Origin of the sequence: Cylindrospermopsis curvispora GIHE-G1 (assembly GCF_014489415.1) — a bacterium.
GTDB lineage: Bacteria > Cyanobacteriota > Cyanobacteriia > Cyanobacteriales > Nostocaceae > Raphidiopsis > Raphidiopsis curvispora_A.
Genome location: NZ_CP060822.1, coordinates 2,797,587 through 2,823,386 on the forward strand (window position 1 = coordinate 2,797,587; position 25,800 = coordinate 2,823,386).

Genomic DNA, 25,800 nt, shown 5'->3' on the forward strand with positions numbered 1-25,800 from the left:
GTTGTTTTTTTGACCGGGGAAATATCTGATAGTTTGGAACCTTTACAACCCAATCTACTAGTGGAGTTTTAACTGTTTTGAAAATTCATTCCCTGTGTCTCTATGGGAAACAAGGGACTGCCAGGAGACCATAATTCCATACTCCCTGGATGCTCTTCAAAATATTCGGCTTTGGTTGTAATGCGCAAACTCTCTCTCATCCCTGGCATGGAAAATTTATACTCCCCTTCCTGCATCGGTTTTACATCAATTCCCCCTGGCAGTAAGGCAGGATTCTGTAGTAATTCGTCTAGGGTTTTTAAATCATATAGCGCTTCTAAATGTTTCGGCTCTTCTAACTCTACGTCTGTTATGCTATCTAGGTCAAATCCTTCTGCTTCTACTTGAGTGATGCTGTCATTTAATTTGCTCACTATGGTATATCTTTGCTCTTCTTTTTGAGAATGGCTCGATAAAGCAGCTGTGGCAATACTCCTGGGTAGGGTGGCTAAAATCGGTTGTAGTTTGCCTACATACTGGGAGAATAAGCCTATTCTTTCTCTTAATGCTAGGTAAACATCTGTCTCTACTGTATCTTGATAGTGTAGGTTAATAATTTTAATCTTCTCATAGTTTTGTCCTAGTCTGTCAATTCTCCCAATCCTCTGCTCTACACGCATGGGATTCCAAGGCATATCATAGTTAATTAATGCTCCACAAAATTGAAAGTTTAAACCTTCTGCTGCTGCATCTGTACACAGGAGAATATCGGCTTTCCCTTCTTTAAAGATGCGTTTAATTTCATCCCGGGAAATAATTCTCCAGGTGTTATTCCCTCCTGCTAATTCTCCTCCCCTCCCTGAAAAACAAATTACTTTATATTCCCCTGTCTTTATTAAATACTGTCTCAAAAAATCCATTGTGTCTGTATATTGTGTAAATACAATCACTTGCTGATATTCTTGTCTGATTTCTCCTAGTTTCTGCCACAATTTCTGTGCTTTACTATCTGTTGGTAGTCTTTCAACTTGTTTTAATAAAAATTCTAGTTCTCTTACTTCTTCTGCTTTTAAAGCTTCTATTTCTAATTGATTGGCTTCTTCTGTATCCATTGTTTCATCGGTAGTTTCATCATCAGAAATGTCTTCTTCATTGAGTTCTAGTTGGGAAAATTGACGACTTTTAAGGGTGGTGACTCGTTGGCTAAGGGTACTTTTTAAGGCACTAAAACTACTGGCTAAACGACGACGATAAATTGTCATCACAAAACCTACGGCATTTTTATCAGCTGCTGAGGCTTTATTATAGGTGCTAGAAATATAATCTTCTACTGCTTCATAAACTTTTCTTTCTTCTAAGGTTAGGGAAACAAATTCATCTTCAACAAGGCGGGTGGCAATACGAGTGCTAATTTTTCCGGTTTCATAGTAGTGACGTAAAAGTTCACGGGTATGGCGGGAAATCAAACGGTTTACAGGAGTATTACAACGCATTATGGAAATGGCTGCTCGTCTTTTTTCACCGGTGAGTTGTTTTCTGGGAAGGGTGGCTTTGTCTCTTAGGGCTTGTAGTATTTTTTTGGTGGCTAGTTTGCTACCACTTGAAACAAATTTTTGGGCGCTCTCTGCACTTGTTTCCCCAAATTCTTTTTCTACTTCCTGAAATAATTGGGCCATAAATTCTAATTGACTATCGCTGGGGTTGGCTATATTGGCATAATCAAAAAAGTGTTTAAAGTTATTTAAATCCCATTTTTGTGGGAGTCCTAATAAATTTAGTAGATCCCAAATTTCTATGGGGCTTACTTGCATGGGGGTGGCAGTTAATAATACTAATCCTTGAGTTTTTGGTTTTAACCGCTGCATTAAATTTAGTAATTGATTTGCCCCTTTTGGTTGATTACTACTCACTCCTTGACGACGGGCATGATGGGCTTCATCTAATAAGATTAAATCGTAGGGTTCTGCTGTATTGATTAATTCTTTGGATCTATCTATTCTCCGCATTAGGTGGCTAGAAGTAATCACTATGGGTTCTTGATGCCATTCTTCACGATTGACAGTTTTAATAATGGGTTTACCTAATACTTTCAAGGCTGGGCAATCATACCAAGTTAATTTTTTACCGTCGTAAATAGGAATGTTGAGGTTAAATTTTTCCCTTAATTCTATTTGCCATTGGGTCAGGACTGCTTTGGGTGCAAGGATAAGAATGCGTTTGGCTTTCCCTGCTAACCATGCTTGACGAATTAATAAGCCAGCTTGTATGGTTTTACCTAATCCAACTTCGTCGGCGATGAGAAGTTTGGGGGGCCAGTTAAAATAAAGGCGTTGGAAGGCACTAATTTGGTGAGGATAGGGTGTAATAGCACAGGTGGCCATGCCAATATAATCTCCTGCTCCTGATATGGTGGCCCCAGTTTGAATCATCTCCCAAATCTGTTTGATTTTCTCTGGTAAATCTACTGGTGTGTTATTATTATTTTCTGTTTCTTCTATCTGTAAATTATTATTTATATTATTGATATTATTTAATTCTTCTTTGTTTTGATTATCTGTAAAGTCTGAATGAGGATAGTTATTTGGGTGCTGGTTATGGTGAATGTGTGTTAAGTTTTGAGAAGAAGGATTAAATTCTTCACCAGTTTGGCTGGGGGACTGATTATGGCTTAAGTTTTGATGGAGATGATTATCTATGGCTTCAATTTTTTGATTATGTGTTGAATGGGAAGGGGAAGGAAGATTTAGCACAGAGGGATTTTGATGATCAATTAATGGTATATTGCTCTGGGAATAATGGTTTGTTATTATTTCTAATCGTTTGGGTTTTTGGTCGTTAGCTGGTAAAAAGGTAAGTAGTTTATCTCTAATTGCTGTGGGAACATCAACAATAAGGCAGTGTTTAGCTTGATTATTCCAGAGTTTATTAAATCCTACTTCTTCATCATCTACATAGGTTTTTGTGCCGCCCCAGTCTGTAAACACATGAAAACTTTCCCAGTTTCCTTTCCAACCCCTAGCTGTTTCGTTGACGCTACCATTAAATGCTAGTCTGTTTCCTGCTTTATCTTCAATAATTCCAGCTTTTTCATGGAAGATACCTTGCACGGGTATTGGTTGGCGTTCTAAGGAGCAGGGAACGGCTAATTTTACTTGTAAGTAATCTTTTACTATCATCCATGATAGCAGTTCTAAAGCATTTGCTTCTCCTATGTCATCCGGAATTAATGGTAGTTTTACTAGGGCATTTTCTACTACGTCTTTCAGTTTTTCTCCCCTGGCGATCGCTTCTGTTTCTTCTTCTTGGAGGGTACAACCAATAATTAACCGCATAGTTCCATGGTTACGAATTAAACCTTCAATTCCTATGGCGGCTAGGGTAAGAATACGGGCGGAAAAATAGCCTGTGGAACGGTGGTAGCGGACTGCACATTTTAAAGCTGGTTCATAAAATTCTTGAATCAGACCTAGGGTGTCTGAGTCGTATTTTGTTGCCCAGGTATAATCTGTCAGTAAGCTCATAGGAACTACTCCAATTTATAGTATGGCTTGGGGGTTTTGGCGGGAAAAATATGGAACATGGGTGCTGTAAGTGGGTGGGTGTAAGTATGAAACCCAACGCCCCCATGGGTTATGCTAAGTAGGTGAGTGGAATTAAATATAAGATCAACGTAGGTTGGGTTGAAGCATGAAACCCAACACCCCCATGGGTCTCGTTACTCGACCCATCCTACAAATAATTGTACCTCCCTACTTATAAGTACCTGATGTAATTAAACATTTAACCACAATTCTAGCTGTTTAGGTTGAGGTACTTTTTCACTAAATGCTAAACGTCGTAAATTTTCTAAAACATCAAAGTCTTTGGCAGCTTCAGCAATGTCTCCTTCTTCTTCTATCATTCCTGTATAAGTGCCAGAAACTGGTAATACTTCTAAAACTGCTAATAGTGCCATTTGGAAGTCAGGGTTTTTCTCAACTTGGTTACTTTCTAAAAGTTTGATGGCAGCTTCTAACCCATTGCTACGGGCGCGGGTAGCAGCGTGATGTAGGGCATCTATCATAGCACGATTACCATCTGGTGAACCTAAGGAACCTTTGGCAGCGCGTTGGTTACTGTCTAGTAGAATTAGGTCGCTGCTTTGTTTTTGGGCTAGTTTACCTACAATATCTCGGTCTAGGTCTACACCCACTACTCTGGCTAAACGTAATGCTTCATCGTAGGGAAATCGAGGTGATTTAAAAGCATCCCAAGCTAGTACGAACCATTCTGTAATTGAGTCTAAAGTAGTTTGGCGTTTTGTGCCTAAAAGTTGTTGCATGCGCCATTGTTTTACTTCTTTTCTAGCGGTGTCTAAAGCATCTTCTGGGGTTACGCTGTAGGGGTCAAATTCATCGCGTAGGGTAGTTTGTTTAGTTTTTTTTGTAGTTTGGGGTGAGGGTTTGGGTGTGCCCCGAGTGAGTGGCCAATGTTGGGAGAGTTCTTGTAAAGCTGGACCAAAGCAGGAGAGATATAAATCAACGCCTTTGATGCCATATTTTTGGAATTCTTCTACTCGGTTTCTGACTGTTTTGGCAATGTCTTTTTCTATATCTTCCCAGTAAATGGTATGGTCTTCTGGTTTGATTTTTCTGGGACGACAAACAAGAAATATGGTGCTTTTAGCCGCAGCTTTATCTTTAATATGTAAGCTACCTTCTGCTTCTGTATTGACAGGCCAGGAAGCAGTGATGACAAAGCCAGCTTCTAGCAAACCACTGGCTAAAGCATCCCAAGCACCTTGAGCTTTATGGGTAAACATTAAGGTCAGAATACCATTTTCTTTAAGTACACGTCCACATTCTTTAAAGATATTAGCCATGCGTTCTTGATAGTCTTTTGTTGCTAGTGCTTTTGCGCCTTTTTCGCCTGGGAATTTAGCGGGGTTGGCTACTGCTTCGTTTTCTTTGTCTGTGAGTTGACGGGTGAAAAATTCAGGATAAATATATCCAGCTGTGCGTTTTAGCCAAACGTAAAAGAAATCACTTAATTCTGCATACATTACGTTATCATAATAGGGAGGGTCAAAGACTACTGCATCTATGCTATTATCATCTAGATGATAAAGGTTATCTCCTGATTCGTTGGTAATGGTAATGTTAGGTGGAGTAAAAGATGGGGAATTTAATAAGTTTAGTTGTTGACCTTTATTGTTAGCTTTTTTAATATCAATATCAGGGCGACTTAATTCAACTAGTTCTTCAATACATTTTCCTGTTTGTTCAATTGCCCAATCATAACCTAATCCAGTAATAAGAGGAGCCATTTCTGAATAAGACCAACAAAAAGCAAAATCATGTCGGTTAAAAGTATTGGCTACAACTTCTCTTGTTGGCATCCAAATAGACATTCGAGAGTTGTAATTTAGCATTTTATCTAAAGCAAAACTTAAATAGGTAAATGCTGCTTTTGTAGTTTCTTCTAATGCTCCTTTAGATTCTTCTTTTTCTAATAATTCTCGAAATACTTCTACACTTGTTCCATGACACAGAAGTTGTCTGGGGGAGAAAAAACTCCTCCAATAATATAATCCATAGCGTAAAGCTTCGTCAGTCTTAGATCCTTCTAATACTATTTCATTAGGAATAATATCTAGTGCTTCCCAATCAGTTAATTTTTCTTCTAACTTGTCTTTTATTTCTGCTGTATTATCATCACTGGGTAAAGGTGAGCGATATCCTCGTTCCCACTTTTCTCTACTTTTTCCCGTTTTGGTTGTAGTAACTATTCTTTGTTTATAAACTACAGCAAATAATTGGTCGCCCATTTCTCCCCCTTGGGCTTGGGCTTTTATTTCATCTCCTGAAACAACTCTATTACAGTCAGGATAGGGACATTGGGCATCACCTCTGGTGACTGTTCCAGGTGATTGGTCTTTAGCTTTACTAACAATTTCAAATTCACAAATCCGTTTATTTATATCAGGGTTTAATCGCACTCCTGTACCATCTGATGCGAGTTTCCAGTTAGGAGACAGTGGGATAATTCCATCACAATAAGGACACCGTATAGTCCGGGCGTAAAGATAAGTAGCATCACTTATTGATTCATTCTTATTTTTAGGAAATAAGTCTTGTAATCTTTCCTCCATATGTTTACGCCATTCTAAACTTATACGATTATAGACTTCAAGTATTTGTAAATCATATTTTATAGGAAAATCAATAGTTGCTTTTAAAATAATAGAAGCGACAGGATTTATATCATTAGCAAGAGAATTAAAACCTAGTCTAACTGTTTCAAAAGGAATACTTCCTCCTCCTGCTGTTACATCAAGCACCGATATTTGATTTAAATCATAAATATTTAATTCCGTTTTTAGCCATGTGATATCATCAGTACCTAAGCAGTACTTAAATGCTCTCTCATAACCATAAGGGTCTTTTACTCTTTCTCCAGTTCTTCGTGCTTTTTGCATTAAATATTGTGCTTGAACTGGGTCGCCATGAATACCTAAAACGTGCAAGAATTTCTGTTTATCAGCATCCGCAGGTAATAAAGAAGCTAAAACCGCAGCCCGTGACGCTACTAAAGGTCTTCTAGCCCACCAAACATGAAGTCTATTTGGTGCAGGAAAAGGAGTCATTGGTGTTCTTTCTCTGAGGCTTTCTAATCCAATTTCAGCGACGGGTAGCCATTCTTCAATTAATCTTTTGGTCACGGTATTTTCCAGGTACGTGCGTAGCATCACTTTAGCTATAATCCTTTTTAACATTAAATGTGACAATTATCCTATTCTCTGTTACAATTCTTCACATATAGTTTAGTAACTTTTATATATCAGATAGATATCACATTTTACTGAGTGGGACCCCTATAGCGATTTTCATGTAGTTAAACTCCAAAATAAGATAAGCTATAATAGGGGTAATAAACTAAAATAAAGTAGAAGTGCTGTCAAATTATATGCCAAAACCTTATTCAATAGATTTGCGTAATCGCGTGATTGTAGCATGGGTTGCTCAAGAGGGATCTCAACGCCAGTTGGCAGAAAGATTCAAGGTCAGCTTATCATTTGTGAGAAATTTAGTACGTCGTTATCGTGAAACTGGGCAAGTTGAGCCAAAGCAATGTGGAGGATATGAAAAGCCTATAATTGCAGGCCAATATTTAAACATGATCAAGTCTTGGCTGGATGAGAAAAATGATTTACTACTTTCAGAATTGTGCGATCGCCTGAGAGAAACGACGGGCACTAGTGTTAGTATCACAACCATGCATCGAGCCTTAGAAAAGTTGGGTATACGTCATAAAAAAAAGTCTAAATGCCAGTGAACAGGAGACTCCACGTGTTCAAGAATTAAGGCATGATTATCGTCGTTGGGTAGATACAGTTGATATTAGAAACTTAGTGTTTTTAGATGAATCGGGGATAAATTTAGGGATGTCAAGGTTGTTTGCCAGAAGCCAAGATGGACAAAGAGCAATTGGTAGCGTACCAGGAAACAAGGGCAAAAATATTTCTCTGATTGGCGCTTTAAATATGGATGGAATTCTGGCAGCAATGACTGTAGAGGGAAGCACAAATACAGAAGTATTTCTCACTTATGTAAATCAGGTTTTAGTACCTCAATTATGGAAAGGGGCTATTGTTGTTATGGATAATTTAAAGGTTCATTATGCTGAGCGCGTGAGATTGTCAATTGAATCAGTCGGTGCAAAAGTTAAGTTTTTACCCCCCTATTCTCCAGACTTATCTCCGATAGAATTGTGTTGGTCAAAATTAAAGCAATTTCTCCGTAGTCGTGAGGCACGAACATTAGAAACCCTAAATGAGTCCATGACAAGTGCAGTAAATTATATTACAGCAAAGGATGCGCTTAATTGGTTCAATTATTGTGGTTTATTTACATGAAAACCGCTGTAAGCTAGTCGTTGTTGTCACTCGGCTCCTATAACTTTCGAGCATTTGGACACTGGTTCTCCGACAGGGGACTTTCACCCCATGAGTTCACGCCCATGCTGGGCGTACACAATCGCAATGCACCGGAACCTTGAAGTATACTGGGGTCTAGTAGATGTTATCTCCGTCCGGTGATTGCAAGCGTTATGTGCCGTAAAAACACCCAAAGGAAGTTTGTATGAATGAAGTAATAGTCCATCAAGTTGATGTTACTCACTACCGCTTGGTAGAGCTATCTAAGCTTGCCGACCAAGCAAAACCTTTCTATGATTGGGTTGAAAAAACCGCAAAGAGAATAACCAGTTCGCATAAAGAGCTGAATGAAATTCTAATGTCAGCAAATAGGAATGATATCGCCGCTATTATCAATGCGTGTTATTCTGAAGCGGAAGACAAACAGCCGCTATTATTTGATGGTATTGGGAGAGTTTATCCACATGAGAAAGCATGCTTTTACTTCTTTGCATGGATAATTAGGGACGCACCCCAGCAGAGGCTGGCACCGCTTATAGCCCGAATGAGAAAAATGGAAGATATCGACAGAATAGTCGCCGAATCTGACACAATAGTTGAATTGATAAACGAATACAGAACATGCGTCAAAAGTTTTAGTTGGCTAACAGTGCGTGAGGTAGTTATAGACCGACTTGAAGGATCACGCCGTAGTATTAAGGGGCATCAGCTTGAAGCTAGTGTAAGAACGGCGTTAATCACGGCATTTCAAAACTACTTTTCTATACATGGTAACTATGGACAATACAAGAAGATCAAAATCGCCGATAGGCAGATCAAGATTGGAAATCATACCATTGATGTTTCTGCCGAACTTACACCAACCGGTAATGGACCAAATGAAACACTCTTATTGCCAATCAAAACGAGAGAGACCGAAGGTGGCGGGCATTCTCATATATTTACACGAGATATAATTGCGGCAGTGCGTGAATTGAAAGAAGACAGAAACAGGTATCACATGATTGCTGTTATTGTTGCGCTCAATTGGTCCGTTACCGAATTAGATAATATTGATGATCAAATTGATAAGGTCTTTCATTTCAACATGAACCCAAATAAGTTCGTGGGGTTTGATGAGGCATCGCAAATCCAATTGAACAGATACATTCAAGGAGTTTTAGATAATGGATAATTTAAGCAGAATCATTAATAAAGTTCTTTGTGGCGACATCCGGGATGTTGCCTCATCTATTCCTGATAATTATATTCAAGCGATTGTAACAAGCCCTCCATATTTCGGTCACAGAAATTACAGTGGAAATGAAGCCTCCGTCCGAGAAATAGGACGAGAAGGCAATTTATTAAACTATGTAAAAAATGTTATTGATTGTTTTGAGGCATTGAAACCGAAGCTTAGGAATGATGGATTATTGTGGCTTAACATAGGAGACACTTACCGGAATAAAGAACTCCAAGGCGTTCCTTGGCGTGTAGCATTTGCGCTGAAAGACACGGGATGGATTCTCAGAAGCGATATCATTTGGAAAAAACCTAATGCAATGCCATCTTCCGTTAAGAACAGGCCAACTACTGATCATGAGTATGTTTTTCTTTTTTCTAAATCTGCTGATTATTACTATGATGCCGATTCCATAAGAGAGCCACATGTAACATTTTCAGAAAACTCAAAAATGAGAGGTGGTAGAAATCACTTAGGTAAACGTAACGGCACACCAGAAAATGGCAAGAATGCAGGAAACCAAAATTTGCATGATGGCCGATGGGATCAGGCTTTTCATCCTATGGGGAGAAATAAAAGAACTGTCTGGGAAATTCCGTTAGGAAAATTTCGGGATGCACATTTTGCAGTCTTTCCTGAAGCATTGGTCGAAACATGCGTATTAGCTTCTACAAAAAAAGGTGATGTTGTATTTGATCCTTTTACCGGCTCTGGCACTACAGGGGTGGTTGCATTGAGGAATGATCGAAAGTTTATTGGGTGCGATTTGGTAAAAGAATATCAGGAAATGGCACAAAAAAGAATTGATGAAATCCTAGCTCAACCAAGTCTTTTCCGATATGGCACATAATCGGGTCGAGGCAGGTGTTTCTCCTGCCCATCCCACAGCACCCATCATGCGGGTTCGCAATGGGCGGTTCATGAAGGTCTTGACCTTCGTAAGAAGGAATAGGTATAGGTATTGCAACTAGCTGTTCAATCACAAGAGGCAATCCCTTTTGTGGTTGTTCAAGTCTTGACCCTAATAATACAGCGATTTTCATGTAGTTAAACTCCAAAATAAAATAAGCTATAATAAGGGTAATAAGTTAAAATAGAGTAAAAGTGCTGTCAAATTATATGCCAAAACCTTATTCAATAGATTTGCGTAATCGCGTGATTGTAGCATGGGTTGCTCGAGAGGGATCTCAACGCCAGTTGGCAGAAAGATTCAAGGTCAGCTTATCATTTGTGAGAAATTTAGTACGTCGTTATCGTGAAACTGGGCAAGTTGAGCCAAAGCAATGTGGAGGATATGAAAAGCCTATAATTGCAGGCCAATATTTAAACATGATCAAGTCTTGGCTGGATGAGAAAAATGATTTACTACTTTCAGAATTGTGCGATCGCCTGAGAGAAACGACGGGCACTAGTGTTAGTATCACAACCATGCATCGAGCCTTAGAAAAGTTGGGTATACGTCATAAAAAAAAGGAATATTACTTATTGGGGTCAGTTAATAAACAACGTAGTGCCATTAGTACGCGGCGGGGATTTTTTCGGTGCATTGCCATCCCTAACCAATATGCAGCTTCTTCTTTACCCATAGCTTCAATCCCTTCTGCACAACAACACATATTTTCTCGGTTTCTCATTGGTGCTAATACCCGAAACATTAATCCCATCCTCAAGGCGTTCTCTTCATCAATTTCAAACTCTTTCTTTTTGCCCCTTTGCATGTTTGGTAAATCGATGTTTATAAATTTTAACTGTCGCAGCAGGCGATTTTCAATTAAGGCTAAATTTCTGCCTTTTAGCCCTGCAATGCGTCGAGGATGTTTTAGATGTGGTGTGGCTGGTGCTGGTAACTGGTAAATTTCTAGGGATAAATCACTACCTGAGTGTTTTTCAACTTGTAGTTGGTAATGTGGTTTACTTAAAAATTGAGGTAAGTTATCAGTGTGATTTCTCAGTTGAACTAGGGGAGAAATGGAAGTGGTCATTGTTTAAATCGCCTCTGCGTAAGCTTCTATAAAAGCAGCACCTGTGGCAAATCTGGCTAACTTTTCTGTCATTTTTTCTGGTTGGTCTCCATTAAGGTCTAAACCATCAGGATATGTTAAAGTTAGGGTTAATTCCACATTTGTTTCTGAAGCTGCGCGCAGTTGGGGTTGTAGAAATTCTTTAACTGGTGAAATATCACTTACCTGTCCCTCAAATTCCATTTTGAAACTACTGCCATTTTTGCTTTCATATTCAGCTGTTAGCTTGACCTGTTTTTCGGCGTTTGTAGCATGGTTGATGCCTCCTATTAGCTTAAAACCATCATTACTGTCAAAAATTCTTAAACTCAGTAGACTGATTTTTTTAACTTGTGCACTTCTGGCATCCTCCCAGATATTAATTAAAGCTTGTCGCAATGGAGCTTCAGCTCTAAAAACGCGCGGGTGGGGAGCTGCTGGGGTAGATGAGGTCTGATAATTGTGTGTGTCTGTATTGGTAGAGTCTGTTCCAGAAATATAAGTCCCTCCTAATTTTTCCCCTGCTTTACTTGTTCTGGTAGCACCACTACTACTGCTTGCGGTGTTTCCGTAACTGGTGTTAGCTGGGTTTGGGTTATCTGGTGAGGTGACTGAAGGACGTGGCCAAATACCTTTTTCTTTGGCATATTCTATGGTGAAAATAATTGACTGTTCATCTATTTTAATTTCTGCATAGGGATCATCTTTTCCGTTAAGTAAATCTCCATTTTGATAAATATAAATACCTTGCTCTATGCCTTTACGCACCATTTTAATAAAGGTCTCATCACTTAACATGATGGAAAAACGGGGATTTTTACGAAATTCAGCTCTTAATTGAGCAGTGCTAATTTGTCCTTTTTTTAGGGGTGTATTGTCTCTAATATAGTTAGGTGCGGGAGGCTCACTACTTTCTGTAAGTAGTTTACTTGCATCTGATAAGGCTTTAATAACTTGCTGTTGTCCTATACCTGGTTTTTGGGAAGTAGAAGGTAAATCAATTGATATATGAGCTAAGTCTATATTGGTATTATCTAGGCGAGTTTTGGAAGGGTAAAATAAGTGCCGATAGCATTGTTGAATGATAATGGCTAGTTCTTGTTCTGATTTTTGATACAGTTCGTTGACTTTATCTTGTTGATGTTGTGGTAATTGTGATAGTCTATCTGGTGTTCTCATTGCTGCCAATGCTAAGCGATAGACCATTTTATCTTTCATTTCATCACGGGTGGCATCCTCAGCAACTAAAAATACTAAGTTATTCTTTAAATCGCGGTATTTACCCTGGGAACCTTGGCTTATGTAAATATTTTCTACTAACTGTGGTACTGTTACTTCTTCATTGCGCACTGTTTCTGCATCGTAACTAATAACAACTAGTTTCGGTTTGCCATCTTCTATATCATCACTCACATCATAAGCACCACCAGGAAATAGGTTGAGATTAAAAGTATTACCTTTAAAAATTTGCTGAATGCGGTCTTTGAGTTGGGTTCTAGCTTCGTCAAGGTTTACTTGCCTTTTCTGCTGGCTAATTAAAACAGTGAGGTTGACTTCTGTGAGAAATCGTAACGGTGCTGTGGGGCGATCATCTAAGTAACCAGATTCGGCAATAAATTTTTGGCGAGCATCATTGATAAAGCCCATATCCATTGCAGGAGCTAAAATGCTATAGCGTAAATTTACTTCATCTATCCCTTGTAGATTTTCATTAAAAACAAAGGTATGCCAAAGAATATTACGGGCAACAAAGGAAGCGTAGGGTGGTAAACCAGCATACCATTTAGTATCTAATTCTTCTGCTAAGGATACTCTTGCGGGAGAAGTACTTCCTGTATTTGCTGCTACGTCGTTTTGAATGACTGGGTCGAATCTTCCTAATTCTAAACGAGTGTTAATTTCATCTCGAATAGGGTTATAACCAGGGTTCACATGATGTAGATGAATGGCATAAGTGGAGGTGGGTTGTTCTTGCCAAAGATGGGCTATGGTGCGGGTTAATAATCTCAACATTCCCCGCACCCGTTGGAAGGTGCTTAAAGTAGAGAGTTTATCAGTGAGTAAATCCATTAATGCAGGATGAAAAGGAAACCCATTTTGAAAGTCTGTTTCTCTATTAGCATTTACTCGTTCGGTGGGTAGGTCACTACGATAGGTAATCCACAATTGGTTATAGGTATTAACTACCTCCTTCACTGCATTTTGGTCTATGTGGGCGAATAAACGACGGCGTAATACTTGAACTGTTTCTTGTTCGGTGGTGGGGTTAAGGAGGGTGGAAACCCTTGCTGCGACTTTGCCCCATTCTTCTATTTTTTTATCTAGAAGTTCATTTTCTTGGGAATAGGCATCTGTGGCTTTCCCTTCCTTACCGACTGCTATGGTAAATACGACACAAGCTTTTTCAGTAGAACTAACAGCTTTAAATAGGGAGGTGAGAAATGGTGCAAGTTGATCTTGCTCTTCTGTACCTTTGACTTTTCGCAAGTAGATGGATAATTCGTCTAATAAAATTAAAACTGGGTCATTGCCAAATAATTCTTGTAAGGTAGCTGCTCCTGGTGATCTTCTTGTGGTGGTATCACTTTCACGGACTTTTTCATAGCCTGCGACACCATCTAGTGCATAAGCTATTTCTCCCCAAGGGGTGTAAGCTCTTAAACCATTACCCAAGGGTCTGCCATTGATAGGGTCAGCATTTTCACCATCAAAGGAAGCTAGTCTGACTTTAACTGTGGGGACAAGAGTGGGATCTATAAATTCTTGTACATTGGTTACACCTTGCATACCTTGGGCAGCGTGGGTAAGGGCAATAAGGCTATGGGTTTTTCCTCCGCCATATTGAGTGTCTAAACGCAAAACAGCACAACCATCATTTCCTTGTAGCCGTTCACATACAGTTTTTAATAATGTTTTTAAACCTTGGGTGGGGTGGGTATTAGCGAAGAATAGATCTGGGTGAGCATATTCTGGGGGAGCTGTACCATTGATTACCTGAGCCAAATCCGCAGCAAAATCAGATTCACGAATATTCCCTTGTAATATCTCGGGACGGGGGGTGCAAATTTCAAATAAGGTTTTCATGTATCTGATTGTCTAATTCTGTAGAAAGATTGATGGAAAACGTTTTGCGTCAGCAACTAAAGCAATGACACCTTAGTTGATTATAACATTTCGTTTCATCTATCTTTAGATAGATATTTAGCCCGGCTTTGGCAGGGATTGTTCCCCAGGTAAACACGGAATGAATTCCCTGTCTGAAGTGCAACCTGAAAAGGGTCTTTCTGTTACTGGGTGCCTACTCTCTTGCTCTCGTGTAAAAGACTTTTTAACAGAGTCCAAGAAATACCTCCAGAAGATAGCCTGAAACTGCGATCGCTCGTGAATGCGATCGTGTGGGTTGGGTTGAGGAATGAAACTCAACTGGGATAATTATAATTAATTGGGTGGAGTTGTGCGATTCAGGTTTATGTTTTATGACATTCAATCCGAACTACAAATTTTTATACGGGTGTTAAAATGCAGCCTAAACATTTCGTACCCGCTAACCTACAGTATGGCATTCACAATAAAAAATAAAATATACATAAGTTTTAGACAATTATTTTCCCATAAGTGTGTTATAATATTGGAATATTTAGGGAAAAGCTCGATATAAATATTTAAGTAATAACAAACAACAATGATAAAAATAAAGACAAAAAAATCAGTAATTAACGAAGAAAGTGCGAAGGTCAGAGAAAAACGCTGGAATGCCTATTATTTCGTCGGGAACCTCGCAGCCTTGTGGTGTAAAGGTTTCAGCCATTATTTTGAGGGTGGTGGAGGTGAAAAACAGAGAAATTTTGTTGACCTTCGCAAAGTGGGTCTAGACACCAGTCAGGGTAAGGGGTTAAAATGGAGGGGTCTTGACCTTCGCAAGAAGGAATAGGTATTGCGACATGACATGGTTTTACTGGCCGTTACTGGACAAAAAGTCTTGACCTTCGCAAGAAGGAATAGGTATTGCGACGGTATGTTTGGAGCGCCTACTACTTTTCCTGATACTGTGTCTTGACCTTCGCAAGAAGGAATAGGTATTGCGACTGGTTTCTTTCTAGCCATGCTTGGGGTGGTTCGTACAGTCTTGACCTTCGCAAGAAGGAATAGGTATTGCGACTTATATCTGAAAATCCAGACTACCTTCAATACAGAGGTCTTGACCTTCGCAAGAAGGAATAGGTATTGCGACTAATCGTGATTGTAGGTTATGTATCTATTACATATGGGAGGTCTTGACCTTCGCAAGAAGGAATAGGTATTGCGACAGACTGGACTTTAGCGAAAGGTTCGCTTACAATTCGGTCTTGACCTTCGCAAGAAGGAATAGGTATTGCGACAGCAAAGCCTTCTGAAGAGAAGAGAAGCTAACCAAGGAGTTGTCTTGACCTTCGCAAGAAGGAATAGGTATTGCGACAGCCTATAATGATTTGCTCAATCTCATCCACCGTTGGGGTCTTGACCTTCGCAAGAAGGAATAGGTATTGCGACCTTTCAACCCAAGCTTGGGGTGGCTGATACGTTGAAGTCTTGACCTTCGCAAGAAGGAATAGGTATTGCGACATCAGTTATAGCCTCATTACCCACAGTTGTTATAAAGTCTTGACCTTCGCAAGAAGGAATAGGTATTGCGACTTGAATTGTTATCAGCAGAACTTAGAAAACGCCTGATGTCTTGACCTTCGCAAGAAGGAATAGGTATTGCGACTCCCTAAGCCTTTCGGCTTCTTCTTTAGAAGAAGCCCGTCTTGACCTTCGCAAGAAGGAATAGGTATTGCGACGTAAAGGTTCCAATGAACTTCTCATCCGCACGGGGATGGGTCTTGACCTTCGCAAGAAGGAATAGGTATTGCGACATCACAGGGAGCTGCTCTAAAACAGCGAATATTACATTTGTCTTGACCTTTGCAAGAAAGATTTTATTATATTGGTGTAAGTGTTAATAGTATTAATAGTTTTACCGGATTGATAGAGATATTCCTGGTAATCTCTAAAATTAGCAGCAGTACAATTAGCTATATGGATGTCACTTAAATAAGATATGTAACTACGAATTATCCTATTATAATTTATTCTAGAGTGTTTAGATTTACCATCTAACCATTGATTTATAGCATTAGTAATGGCGATCGCCAGTAGTTTAAGGGAGGAAAGTGACCTAGGGAATGAATTCCCAAAGGTGGTTTTTCGGGATGATTTACCAAAAATTTTTCAATGTTTTCAGATATTTTCATCCCGTAAATATGTAAGTCAGAGAATGTGATTACTGGATGGCATCATAGAGGCTAGCACCTTTAGCACCAGAGAGGCTAGCACCTCTGAGGAAAGCATGTCTGAGTTTAGCACCTCTGAGGTTAGCATCAATGAGGAAAGCATCTTCGAGGTCAGCACCTTCGAGGTTAGCATCAGAGAGGTTAGCATCAGAGAGGATAGCACTTGTGAGCCTAGCACCTTCGAGGCTAGCACTTGTGAGCCTAGCACCTTCGAGGCTAGCACTTGTGAGCCTAGCACCTTCGAGGTTAGCACCTGTGAGGTTAGCACCTTGGAGGTTAGCATAAAAGAGGTCAGCACCTTTGAGGTTAGCATCAGAGAGGTCAGCACCAGAGAGGTCACATTCTAGACACTGACGAGTTTCTAAAAGTCTGTCTAGGTCAGACTGGCTATAAGCATAACTAGGACTAGTGCCAAGGCTAAAAGAGGAAACAAGAAACAAAGTCAATGTCAGCGCTAATGTGAGAAATTTTTTCATTGTCTTAAATCCGTAACCAAATTATCGAGGTAAATTATACATGACTGTTCTTATCCATAAAAGAGCAACTAATAGAAATAAGGGCAGGGTAATGAGTAAGATATTTAACGTCAACAAGTTTTATCTTTACTCAAGTTCCATTCAATAAGTTAGTATTAAGCTTCTCCGGTCTGAAGACACGGAGAAGCTTAAGCCCGAATCACAGTAATTCTATATTGATTTTCTGTCACTACCACATCAGTTGATAACCTTTCTTCCATAGGTAAGGCATTTTTCCGTCTATCAAAGATAAATAACCAACCAAAATCTAAACCCAAACGCCCTAAATAAGATTCTAATTGTTCAATTCCATCACCTTGAGGATCGCGTTTTTTATCCCGCCACACTTTTAATTCAATCCCTAAAATAACATCTTTATACTGCAAACACAAATCCATTCTATCACTACCAATGGCATATTCCCTTTCTAAAACTCCTCCACCATTAATCACACGATGTAAAAAAGCCATTAATACTATATGTGGTGCAATTTCATGATATCCTGTGCTACCTAATAATGGTTCTCCATGTTGTCGCCAAAACTTGAGAAATGCAGTTAATAAAGCATCAATATTTAATTCACCTGCTGATGTTAACCAAGTGGGTGCAATTATGGGTAAAGAAGCCATTGGTGTCACAGTTAAAACTCTGGGTAACACTTCCCGATAAATGGGATTAGCAATAGTTAATCCTCCATAGGGGTGCATTTTACATAATCCTAAATCCATGACAAATTGAATATCATCATTAGGTATATTCCCTAATTCTAAACCTGCTAACATTGGTTCAATAATTGCTTTTATTCTTGGTTCTCTTAACCTTTCTGCTAAACTATCTAAATGAGTATCTTGACGAGTAATCAATATTTCTTTAGCTGTTAAAATATGTTCTTTAGTAATAGTAATGCTTCTATCTTTTACCATTTTTTCTACAATTTCTTTAGCTAAAGCATTCACTAACCAAGGTTGTCCTTGGGTTAAATCATAAGCTGTTTCTATGGCTTCTGGTGTGAAAATTTGCCCAGTTGCTGTTGTATGTTGTTGATATAATTCTCCTACTTCTGCAAGATTAAAATTTCTCATAGTTAGAGAAGCAACCTTTATATTAAAAGGACTAGAAGTATTTAATCTGTCACTACCTCCCGATGCTACTTTATAATCTCTCACATCTCGCAAGCCAATTAAACCTACTGATGAGGGAAAATTTTCTGGACGGTTAGGAAAACCATCTCTTAATTGTCTTAAAACTGAAATTAATGTTTGATCTTGTAAAGAATCAATTTCATCTATAAATAATACTAAAGGGCGGTTTAAAGATGTTGCCCAATTTGATAAAAAAGCCTTAATTCTGCTTCCTGGTTCTTCCTGTTGCCATTGTTTAACAGGTGGTTGTAATTCCTTGGGTAAACGAATATTTATTGTATTATACCAAGTTCCTAAAATTGCTAATTCGGCGGCGATGGGATCATGATTAAATGCACTGCCTACTTCTACTGACACCATGACTGCGGCATAATTTCCAGTGTCGGTAAGTTGTTTTGCTAGGGATAACATGGCGGTGGTTTTCCCTGTTTGTCGTGGTGCGTGTAGGACAAAGTAACTACGTTGTTGAATTAACGCCTCTAAGTCTGGTAATCTGACTGTGGGAGATAGGACATAGTGAATATCGTTTGAACATGGACCTGCAATATTAAACCAGCGAGTCATAAAATTTTGACAATAGGTGAACTCTTTAAGTTTACATATTTATTCTGAATGGTGGGCGATCGCGAAGCACTCGCACTCGCGAGATCAATCTCCCCGAGGAACGAGAATTCATGTTCAGGTGTATTCCATGGTCGGTTCCCAATTTATAAAGGATTGACGGTAAACGTTTTCCGTCATGGGATAAAGCCATTATTCCAAGGGTTTTGGTGTATACAGTTGCTTTATAGTGGTTACAACCTACCAGATTAGTTCTTTGCCAATCTTCTGGGTTGAGGAGAGAATTATTTTCCGGTAATCTCTAAAATTAGCAGCAGTAGAATTAGCTGTTAACTGGAAGCACTAGTATAAAATCTTAGGGCAAATCGCCAAAACCAAGTGGAAAGAAAAAATAAAAACATGGCTAAAAAAACAGCACTTATTAGCCAAACCACCTGGATTTGACCCAACATGGCTTGAGCGGGAACGGTAGTCAGAAAAAATACTGGAACTACAAAAGTAAAAAAAACTCGATAGCCCATGGGATATGCTGACATGGGATACCTACCCGCCTCCAATAGTCCCCGTAATACCTCGGTGGTATTATAAACCTTTGTAAACCAAATGCTGGTTGATCCTAACATGAACCATAAACTATAGAGAATGACTAGACTACAACCCAAAGGTAATATGCCCAAAATATAGTCGTTTACTCCCAGACCTAGATTTTTACCTGCATAGCTAATTATGATAAAACCAAATAGTAGATCCGGTAGTCCCCAGAGGGAAAGAATATGAGTTGACAACCAAAACTGACTACGGATGGGTTTTAATAAAACAAAATCTAATGTACCCTCTTGTACATGACGCACAATCCGGTTTAAGTTAGGAGCTAGAAAGCTAGACCAAAAACCCTGCAACAGAGTAAAAACCCCCAACACAAGTAGGGCTGAATCCCATGACCATCCACTAAAGGTGTAACCAGTGCGATAAAATAAGAACAACCCAAAAATCCCCCCGGAAAGATTCCCTAAGCTACTCAGGGCGGCTATGATGAAATTTAAACGATATTCCATTTCAGCAGCAATAGCTGCACCCCAAAATAATCTGATGACCTTTAAATATCTTTGCATTTTGATGATTAATGGTTGACCTTTGATTTACCAAACATGACCCAACAAATTCCCCAACAGTTTTTTAATTATCGTTTACTTCTACCCTATCTCCAGCAACAGTGGCCAACTATCTCTAGAGGATTTATTGGCATTATAGGGTACGTTTTCGCTACTTTAACCTTGATTCACTTAGCTGGTAAGTTGGCTTTACCTTTTGGAGAGGGTAATGTGGTGGCGATCGCCCAGTTAACGGGTGTATGTGCTTTGGTATTTCTTGTCCGGGGCTTTTTTCAGTCCGTTCAAGACTTGTATATGTCCAAGGTTGCTTTGAGGGTAGCTTTTCATCTCAGGCAAAATGTCTACACACACTTGCAAAAACTGAATTTGAGTTATTTTGAAACAGCAAAAGCCGGGGATTTGTCTTATCGCTTAACAGAAGATGTGGATAGGGTAGGTGAGGTTGTCAATAAGTTGTTTCATGATTTTATCCCCTGTGTTTTACAACTGATTGCCATTCCCATCTACATGATTTATTTAAATTGGCAGTTGACTTTAGCTACGGTGATAGTGGCACCAATTATGGGGGTTTTAATTGGTTGGTTTGGGGAGCGTTTACGTAAGTATGCTCTCAAAAGTCAAAATCGCATTTCTGATTTATCTGCTATTTTAACCGAGGTTTTTAGTGGTATTCGCTTAATTCAAGCCTTTGCAGCGGAAAAGTATGAAATTGCTAGATTCACTCACGAAGCTCAAAGAACCCTCAAGGCTAAATATTCCGCTGAAAAACTAAAGGCGATTCAAATTCCTATTGTAGGGTTTTTAGAAGCCTTGAGTGCTTTATCCCTCATTATGGTGGGAGTATGGCAGATTTCCCAGAAGAATCTTACTGTGGGTGAGTTTTTTAGTTATTTAGCCGCAGCAGCTTTACTAATTGATCCTATTGGTCATACTACCCATAACTATAATGAGTTCAAACAGGGTGAGGCTTCTTTGGAACGAGTATTTGAACTGTTGGCTATTAAACCAACAGTCCTAGAAAATCCTATTGCTATGACTCTTCCCAGTATTAATGGCAAGATTGAATACCGTGGTGTTAGTTTTGCTTATAAACCGGGTGAGCTAGTTTTAAATCACGTCAGTCTGTTTATCAGTCCTGGTGAGTCCATTGCTTTAGTTGGTGCTTCCGGTGCTGGTAAAACCACTTTCGTCAATTTACTCCCCAGATTTTACGATCCTAAATTGGGTAATATTTTTATAGATGATGTCAATATTCGTGATGTCACATTAAACAGTTTAAGAAAGCAAATTGGTATTGTTCCGCAAGAAACAATTATGTTTTCAGGAACTATAGCTCAAAATATTGCTTTTGGACAAGACAACTTCGACCAAAAAGCAGTAGAAGCAGCCGCCCGGGTGGCCAATGCCCATGACTTTATTATGCAATTACCAGCAGGTTATCAAACTTGGGTGGGTGAACGGGGCGTCAACCTATCCGGGGGACAACGACAAAGAATTGCCATCGCCCGCGCGGTGCTATTAAACCCCAAAATTTTGATACTCGATGAGGCAACCTCAGCTTTAGATTCCGAGTCCGAAGCTCTCGTGCAGCAGGCTTTAGAAAGATTAATGCAAAATCGTACTGTATTAATTATTGCTCATAGATTGTCAACGGTAAGAAAATGCGATCGCATTTTAGTCCTAGAAAAAGGGCAAATTGTGGAATCGGGGAATCATGAACAATTATTGTCCCTAGAAGGTAAATATGCACATTTTTATGCGCAACAATTTAGTCAGAGTTAGTTTTAGCACAGCTGCAAAAAGAGCGATTTACATCCTAAAAACCAGATTTTTGTATTGTTAGATACTGAAATAACTGCCATTGACAGTATTAGGGGTAACAACAGTGAATATAAAACACAAGATACACTGAAAAATGATAGGGAGTGGGGGCGCAAAGTTTTTCAACATAAACACCCCATACTATATATAATTTCCTAATAAGTTGAAAAAACTAATTCTTATTTAGCGTAAACCTTACGCCTGTCTGAAACTACCCAGCTGAAAAACACATTAGGAGGATTATCTATGGCGCTTGTACCTATGCGGTTGCTTTTAGATCACGCTGCTGAAAATGGTTATGGCATTCCCGCTTTTAACGTTAACAACTTAGAACAGATTCAATCAATCATGAAGGCAGCTGCTGAAACAGATAGCCCCGTGATTTTACAAGCCTCTCGTGGCGCTCGTAACTATGCTGGTGAAAATTTCTTACGCCACTTGATTTTGGCTGCGGTAGAAACATACCCACAAATTCCCATTGTGATGCACCAAGATCACGGTAATGCTCCTTCTACCTGCTATTCTGCCATCAAGAACAATTTCACCAGTGTAATGATGGATGGTTCCTTAGAAGCTGATGCAAAAACTCCTGCCAGCTTTGAATATAACGTCGCAGTTACCCGTGAAGTTGTTAATGTTGCCCACTCTTTAGGTGTGAGCGTTGAAGGTGAACTAGGTTGTTTAGGATCTTTAGAAACTGGTGCTGGTGAAGCAGAAGATGGTCACGGTTTTGAAGGTACCCTTGACCACTCTCAATTATTAACCGATCCTGATCAAGCAGTCGACTTTGTAGAAGCTACCCAAGTAGATGCTTTAGCTGTTGCTATTGGTACTAGCCATGGTGCTTACAAATTCACCCGCAAGCCCACTGGTGAAATTTTGGCCATTAGCCGCATCGAAGAAATTCACCGTCGCCTACCTAACACCCACTTGGTAATGCACGGATCTTCTTCCGTACCCGAAGATTTAATTGCACTGATTAACGAATTTGGTGGTGCTATCCCCGAAACCTATGGTGTACCCGTAGAAGAAATTCAAAAAGGCATCAAGAGCGGCGTACGTAAAGTTAATATCGATACCGACAACCGTCTGGCTATCACTGCTGCTGTTCGTGAAGCTCTGGCTAAAAATCCCAAAGAATTTGACCCCCGTCATTTCTTAAAGCCTTCCATTAAGTACATGCAGAAGGTTTGTGCTGACCGTTATGAACAGTTTGGCACTGCTGGTAATGCGAGCAAAATCAAACAAGTTAGCCTAGAAGATTTTGCTGCTAAGTATGCTAAAGGCGAATTAGCTGTGAAAGCTGCTGCTGCAGTTTAATTGAACAAACTTATGGGGGCTGGGTTCCACCTAGACCCCAACTTGACCAAACCGGGGTGTTAATCCCGGTTTTTCATGGTCGGTTTCCAAAGTCTTGCCTAAAAAACTCGGTGTTGTAAAGAGGGCATTTGACGACGCACCTGTTCCAGTCTAGTAGGTTTAATTTCGGCAATAGCGACTCCTGGTTTATCTCCTGCATCAGCTAAAATTGTTCCCCATGGGTCAACAATCATGGCATGTCCATGGGTTTGACGACGGGCATAATTAGTACCTGTTTGGGCTGGGGCGATTATGTAGTAAGTGTTTTCAATCGCTCGGGCCTGTAATAACACTTGCCAGTGGTCTTTTCCCGTAAAAGCCGTGAAAGCAGCAGGAATAAAAACTACATCAGCCTCCCTAGCTGCCAGATCTCGATATAATTCTGGAAAGCGCACATCATAACAAATAGAGAGACCTATTTTGCCCAAGGTTGGCGAAACATATACTGGTGGCAATTCTCGTCCAGCCATAACCGTACTAGATTCTTGATAAGTATTACCATCAGGAACATTCACATCAAATAGATGCACCTTGTGGTAACGACCAATTTCCTGTCCGTTAGGGTCAACTAGTAAAGCAGTGTTGTAAACTTTACTTGTACTATCTACGGGAACAGGAAAGCCGCCGCCGAGAATGGTAATTTGATACCGTTGTGCCATTTGCTTGAGAAACGTTTCTGTTTGCTGGGCAATAATACTGGCTTGGGCAAGTTTATCTTTTTCCTCTCCCATAAAGGAGAAATTTTCTGGCAACCCTAATAACTGGACACCCTGGCGCACGGCCAGGTCAATAAACTCTTCTGCTTGTGCCAAGTTTTTTTGTAAATCAGGCACACTGGTCATTTGAATGGCGGCGGCTAAATAAGACTTCATAGATTCAAAAACAAACAGTAGATAAGGTATCTAGCAGTTATTAATAATCTCTGTAAATTATTTAAATCTGCTGTTAGGGTAATTGACACGGGATAATTGCAGGAGTCAATGTCTTTTTTAGACCTTGGTCTATTACCACCGATATCATACAAAAATTCAGGTCAAAGGTGAGTCAATTGTTGCTTCATATTGACCTACTATGGTTAAATATATGCCAATAAGAACGATCAAACAAGCTATACTTTTGATGAGACTGATTTGTTCGCCCAAGATTAGCCAGGCGGAAATTGTGCTAATGACCGGATCCACAAACATTATCATTGCCACAGTGGAAGAGGATAATGAATTGAGGGAATAGGCAATTAGTCCTTGTCCCAAGACCTGACAGATTAAAGCTAGGGAAATTACAGAAAACCATCCTTGCCAAGAAACTGGGAATAGGTTATCTCCCGTCATTAGTAAAACAGGTAAGGTAGTTGCTGCTCCAATAGCGCAACAGAGGAATACTAGGGTTTTTGTTGCAAACTGGGTCAGGAGCTTTTCCATGAGCAGTAAATAACATGGCAACAAAATTGCCGATATTAAGGAGAAGAAGTCTCCCTTCAACTCATTGGTAGAGACAGAAAAATCTTGGAAGCTGATGGCGATCGCACCTGTAATAGAAATAATCATGCCAACCACAAATTGTAGTTTCACACGATGACGAAAGATAATCCACCCCCCTATAGCAGTTAATAACGGTACTACTGCGTGAATAATTGCAACCGAGCTAGCCACACTAGTCTGAGTTAGTGACTTAGCCCAAAACAGCTGTCTTGCTGCAAATATAATACCAAGTAAAAAAAACAAGCCCCATGCTGATAATGTATATAAATTATTAGTTGGCGATGGTTTAGAACTTAAATTGTGTTGACGAATTAAAGAAAATCCGATCCAAGTGCCAAAGAAAACGCTAGATATCCACAAACGATTAAATATAGTTGCTGCAGCACTAATTTCGCTTTCACTCCATCTGATAAAAATAGGCGCAAAGCCCATTGACACAGCTCCCAGCACCAGTAAACCAACGGATATAAATTTAAATTGTTTGTCTGATAACTCAACTGGTAACTGATTCAATTTGTCTAATTGGTTTCTCATTAGTTTATAAACTTACTTTTTTACATTTATTATAAGTTCAATGCCTATTAATCCAAATACCTCTTAACCCAGCCTTTCTCGCGCCATGATAATCATCAGTAATACTATCACCAATGTGCCAAGCTGATTGTGGTATACAATTGTGACTTTTCAAAGCTATATGAAAAATTTTTGGATCCGGTTTAGCTGCAAGAGCCTGGGTAGAAACAGTAATAGACTTAAAATAGTCCCTAAGACCTAGACTTTGTAAAACCGGGTATATGCGAGAGTCAAAATTAGAAACCACTCCCAATTCTATCCCCAACCTTGACCAATTGGCCAACGCCAGGGGAACGTCAGGATAGACAAACCATGGTTCAGCAGTACCGAAATGAATATAGAGTTGACCGAAAAAATCAGAAAAATTCCCAAATTTCCCCCGTACTCCCGCACCCTGAAACGTGTTTGAAACAACATCGTACCACCAGTTAAATTCCTTGTCAGGTATAACTTCCACATCACAATTGAGGAATATGGGAGGTGGTGCAGCTGCAAAACTTTTGTGAAACTCCCGATTTAAAATTTCCGGGGTCACCGTGACACCAAATTCTGCAGCAATTTGGCTATAAACCTCACCCACACTACCCTTGACACCGAAGATTGTACCTACCGCATCTAAAAAAATCACTTTTGGGTTTTCCATGAGGTTGAAGCTGGATGAAATCAGTCAATTTCATAATTATAATCACCTCATCACAGTAGGTTGAGTTTAATACGAAACTTAACATCAACATTTAATCATAAGTAAGGAGGCACAATTATTTGTAGGATGGGTTTCATACTTCAGCCCAACCTACGTTCATTTTATATT

General features: G+C 39.5%; 18 protein-coding genes and 1 CRISPR repeat array. Of the genes, 6 read left to right on the plus strand and 12 right to left on the minus strand.

Annotated elements, in window-relative coordinates; genetic code table 11:
* Positions 1 to 68: 68 nt before the first annotated feature.
* On the minus strand, positions 69 to 3,500 hold the full coding sequence (locus tag IAR63_RS12435) for a helicase-related protein (protein ID WP_223007660.1): 3,432 nt from the start codon (positions 3,498 to 3,500) through the stop codon (positions 69 to 71).
* A 251-nt stretch (positions 3,501 to 3,751) separates the two neighbouring features.
* Positions 3,752 to 6,679, minus strand: a complete 2,928-nt coding sequence (locus IAR63_RS12445; RefSeq protein ID WP_187705497.1) for a DUF1156 domain-containing protein — start codon at positions 6,677 to 6,679, stop codon at positions 3,752 to 3,754.
* 245 nt (positions 6,680 to 6,924) lie between these two features.
* Between IAR63_RS12445 and IAR63_RS12450 the strand changes: the two genes are divergently transcribed.
* The 4 genes from IAR63_RS12450 (at position 6,925) to IAR63_RS12465 (ending at position 9,966) form a co-directional block, all read left to right on the plus strand.
* On the plus strand, positions 6,925 to 7,293 hold the full coding sequence (locus IAR63_RS12450) for a helix-turn-helix domain-containing protein (protein WP_096547519.1): 369 nt from the start codon (positions 6,925 to 6,927) through the stop codon (positions 7,291 to 7,293).
* Positions 7,268 to 7,873, plus strand: a complete 606-nt coding sequence (locus IAR63_RS12455; RefSeq protein ID WP_187707460.1) for an IS630 family transposase — start codon at positions 7,268 to 7,270, stop codon at positions 7,871 to 7,873. The genes IAR63_RS12450 and IAR63_RS12455 overlap by 26 nt, the downstream gene beginning before the upstream one ends.
* Before the next feature lie 226 nt (positions 7,874 to 8,099).
* A complete protein-coding gene (locus IAR63_RS18245) occupies positions 8,100 to 9,068 on the plus strand; it encodes a hypothetical protein (protein ID WP_223007661.1) in 969 nt (322 codons plus the stop codon).
* On the plus strand, positions 9,061 to 9,966 hold the full coding sequence (locus IAR63_RS12465; protein ID WP_096547523.1) for a DNA-methyltransferase: 906 nt from the start codon (positions 9,061 to 9,063) through the stop codon (positions 9,964 to 9,966). Before IAR63_RS18245 ends, IAR63_RS12465 begins: the two co-directional genes overlap by 8 nt.
* A gap of 628 nt (positions 9,967 to 10,594) precedes the next feature.
* Here IAR63_RS12465 and IAR63_RS12475 read toward each other — a convergent pair.
* The 7 genes from IAR63_RS12475 to IAR63_RS12500 all read right to left on the minus strand — a co-directional run bounded on the left by IAR63_RS12475 (position 10,595) and on the right by IAR63_RS12500 (position 19,758).
* Positions 10,595 to 11,098: a DUF7680 family protein gene (locus tag IAR63_RS12475; RefSeq protein ID WP_197704906.1), complete on the minus strand. Its 504-nt coding sequence runs from the start codon at positions 11,096 to 11,098 to the stop codon at positions 10,595 to 10,597.
* A 3-nt stretch (positions 11,099 to 11,101) separates the two neighbouring features.
* Entirely contained in the window at positions 11,102 to 14,200 is a 3,099-nt protein-coding gene (locus tag IAR63_RS12480; RefSeq protein ID WP_187705498.1) for an ATP-binding protein, read from the minus strand.
* A gap of 821 nt (positions 14,201 to 15,021) precedes the next feature.
* Positions 15,022 to 16,011: a CRISPR direct-repeat array (repeat unit 36 nt; unit sequence GTCTTGACCTTCGCAAGAAGGAATAGGTATTGCGAC).
* A gap of 31 nt (positions 16,012 to 16,042) precedes the next feature.
* Entirely contained in the window at positions 16,043 to 16,291 is a 249-nt protein-coding gene (locus tag IAR63_RS18795; protein ID WP_407927160.1) for a phage integrase N-terminal SAM-like domain-containing protein, read from the minus strand.
* A complete protein-coding gene (locus tag IAR63_RS18650) occupies positions 16,264 to 16,389 on the minus strand; it encodes a hypothetical protein (RefSeq protein WP_268905658.1) in 126 nt (41 codons plus the stop codon). Before IAR63_RS18650 ends, IAR63_RS18795 begins: the two co-directional genes overlap by 28 nt.
* A 29-nt stretch (positions 16,390 to 16,418) precedes the next feature.
* Positions 16,419 to 16,904: a pentapeptide repeat-containing protein gene (locus tag IAR63_RS12490; RefSeq protein WP_187705499.1), complete on the minus strand. Its 486-nt coding sequence runs from the start codon at positions 16,902 to 16,904 to the stop codon at positions 16,419 to 16,421.
* A 188-nt stretch (positions 16,905 to 17,092) separates the two neighbouring features.
* Entirely contained in the window at positions 17,093 to 18,649 is a 1,557-nt protein-coding gene (locus IAR63_RS12495; RefSeq protein WP_096547526.1) for an AAA-like domain-containing protein, read from the minus strand.
* A 326-nt stretch (positions 18,650 to 18,975) separates the two neighbouring features.
* Positions 18,976 to 19,758, minus strand: coding sequence for an ABC transporter permease (locus tag IAR63_RS12500; protein WP_096547527.1), 783 nt, complete (start codon positions 19,756 to 19,758; stop codon positions 18,976 to 18,978).
* Positions 19,759 to 19,794: 36 nt separating this feature from the next.
* Here IAR63_RS12500 and IAR63_RS12505 point away from each other — a divergent pair, with 36 nt between their 5' ends.
* Both IAR63_RS12505 and fba read left to right on the plus strand, forming a co-directional pair.
* Positions 19,795 to 21,540, plus strand: a complete 1,746-nt coding sequence (locus IAR63_RS12505) for an ABC transporter ATP-binding protein (protein ID WP_187705500.1) — start codon at positions 19,795 to 19,797, stop codon at positions 21,538 to 21,540.
* 285 nt (positions 21,541 to 21,825) lie between these two features.
* Complete coding sequence (fba, locus tag IAR63_RS12510; RefSeq protein ID WP_006277166.1) at positions 21,826 to 22,899, plus strand: class II fructose-bisphosphate aldolase; 1,074 nt, start codon at positions 21,826 to 21,828, stop codon at positions 22,897 to 22,899.
* Positions 22,900 to 22,997: 98 nt separating this feature from the next.
* Here fba and IAR63_RS12515 read toward each other — a convergent pair whose 3' ends face one another.
* The 3 genes from IAR63_RS12515 to IAR63_RS12525 form a co-directional block, all read right to left on the minus strand.
* Positions 22,998 to 23,810 carry a carbon-nitrogen hydrolase family protein gene (locus tag IAR63_RS12515; protein WP_187705501.1) on the minus strand — a complete coding sequence of 271 codons (813 nt, stop codon included), beginning with the start codon at positions 23,808 to 23,810 and terminating at the stop codon, positions 22,998 to 23,000.
* A gap of 156 nt (positions 23,811 to 23,966) precedes the next feature.
* Positions 23,967 to 24,950 (minus strand): DMT family transporter, encoded by a 984-nt coding sequence (locus tag IAR63_RS12520; protein ID WP_187705502.1) that lies wholly within the window; start codon positions 24,948 to 24,950, stop codon positions 23,967 to 23,969.
* A 37-nt stretch (positions 24,951 to 24,987) separates the two neighbouring features.
* Positions 24,988 to 25,632 carry an HAD-IA family hydrolase gene (locus IAR63_RS12525; protein WP_187705503.1) on the minus strand — a complete coding sequence of 215 codons (645 nt, stop codon included), beginning with the start codon at positions 25,630 to 25,632 and terminating at the stop codon, positions 24,988 to 24,990.
* Positions 25,633 to 25,800 lie beyond the last annotated feature (168 nt).

Coding starts and splice junctions, on each gene's coding strand:
- IAR63_RS12435 (WP_223007660.1), bottom strand. CDS start 3,500: ATGAGCTTACTGACAGATTATACCTGGGCAACAAAATACGACTCAGAC.
- IAR63_RS12450 (WP_096547519.1), top strand. CDS start 6,925: ATGCCAAAACCTTATTCAATAGATTTGCGTAATCGCGTGATTGTAGCA.
- IAR63_RS18245 (WP_223007661.1), top strand. CDS start 8,100: ATGAATGAAGTAATAGTCCATCAAGTTGATGTTACTCACTACCGCTTG.
- IAR63_RS12465 (WP_096547523.1), top strand. CDS start 9,061: ATGGATAATTTAAGCAGAATCATTAATAAAGTTCTTTGTGGCGACATC.
- IAR63_RS12475 (WP_197704906.1), bottom strand. CDS start 11,098: ATGACCACTTCCATTTCTCCCCTAGTTCAACTGAGAAATCACACTGAT.
- IAR63_RS12480 (WP_187705498.1), bottom strand. CDS start 14,200: ATGAAAACCTTATTTGAAATTTGCACCCCCCGTCCCGAGATATTACAA.
- IAR63_RS18650 (WP_268905658.1), bottom strand. CDS start 16,389: ATGAAAATATCTGAAAACATTGAAAAATTTTTGGTAAATCATCCCGAA.
- IAR63_RS12490 (WP_187705499.1), bottom strand. CDS start 16,904: ATGAAAAAATTTCTCACATTAGCGCTGACATTGACTTTGTTTCTTGTT.
- IAR63_RS12495 (WP_096547526.1), bottom strand. CDS start 18,649: ATGACTCGCTGGTTTAATATTGCAGGTCCATGTTCAAACGATATTCAC.
- IAR63_RS12500 (WP_096547527.1), bottom strand. CDS start 19,758: ATGCAAAGATATTTAAAGGTCATCAGATTATTTTGGGGTGCAGCTATT.
- IAR63_RS12505 (WP_187705500.1), top strand. CDS start 19,795: ATGACCCAACAAATTCCCCAACAGTTTTTTAATTATCGTTTACTTCTA.
- fba (WP_006277166.1), top strand. CDS start 21,826: ATGGCGCTTGTACCTATGCGGTTGCTTTTAGATCACGCTGCTGAAAAT.
- IAR63_RS12515 (WP_187705501.1), bottom strand. CDS start 23,810: ATGAAGTCTTATTTAGCCGCCGCCATTCAAATGACCAGTGTGCCTGAT.
- IAR63_RS12520 (WP_187705502.1), bottom strand. CDS start 24,950: ATGAGAAACCAATTAGACAAATTGAATCAGTTACCAGTTGAGTTATCA.
- IAR63_RS12525 (WP_187705503.1), bottom strand. CDS start 25,632: ATGGAAAACCCAAAAGTGATTTTTTTAGATGCGGTAGGTACAATCTTC.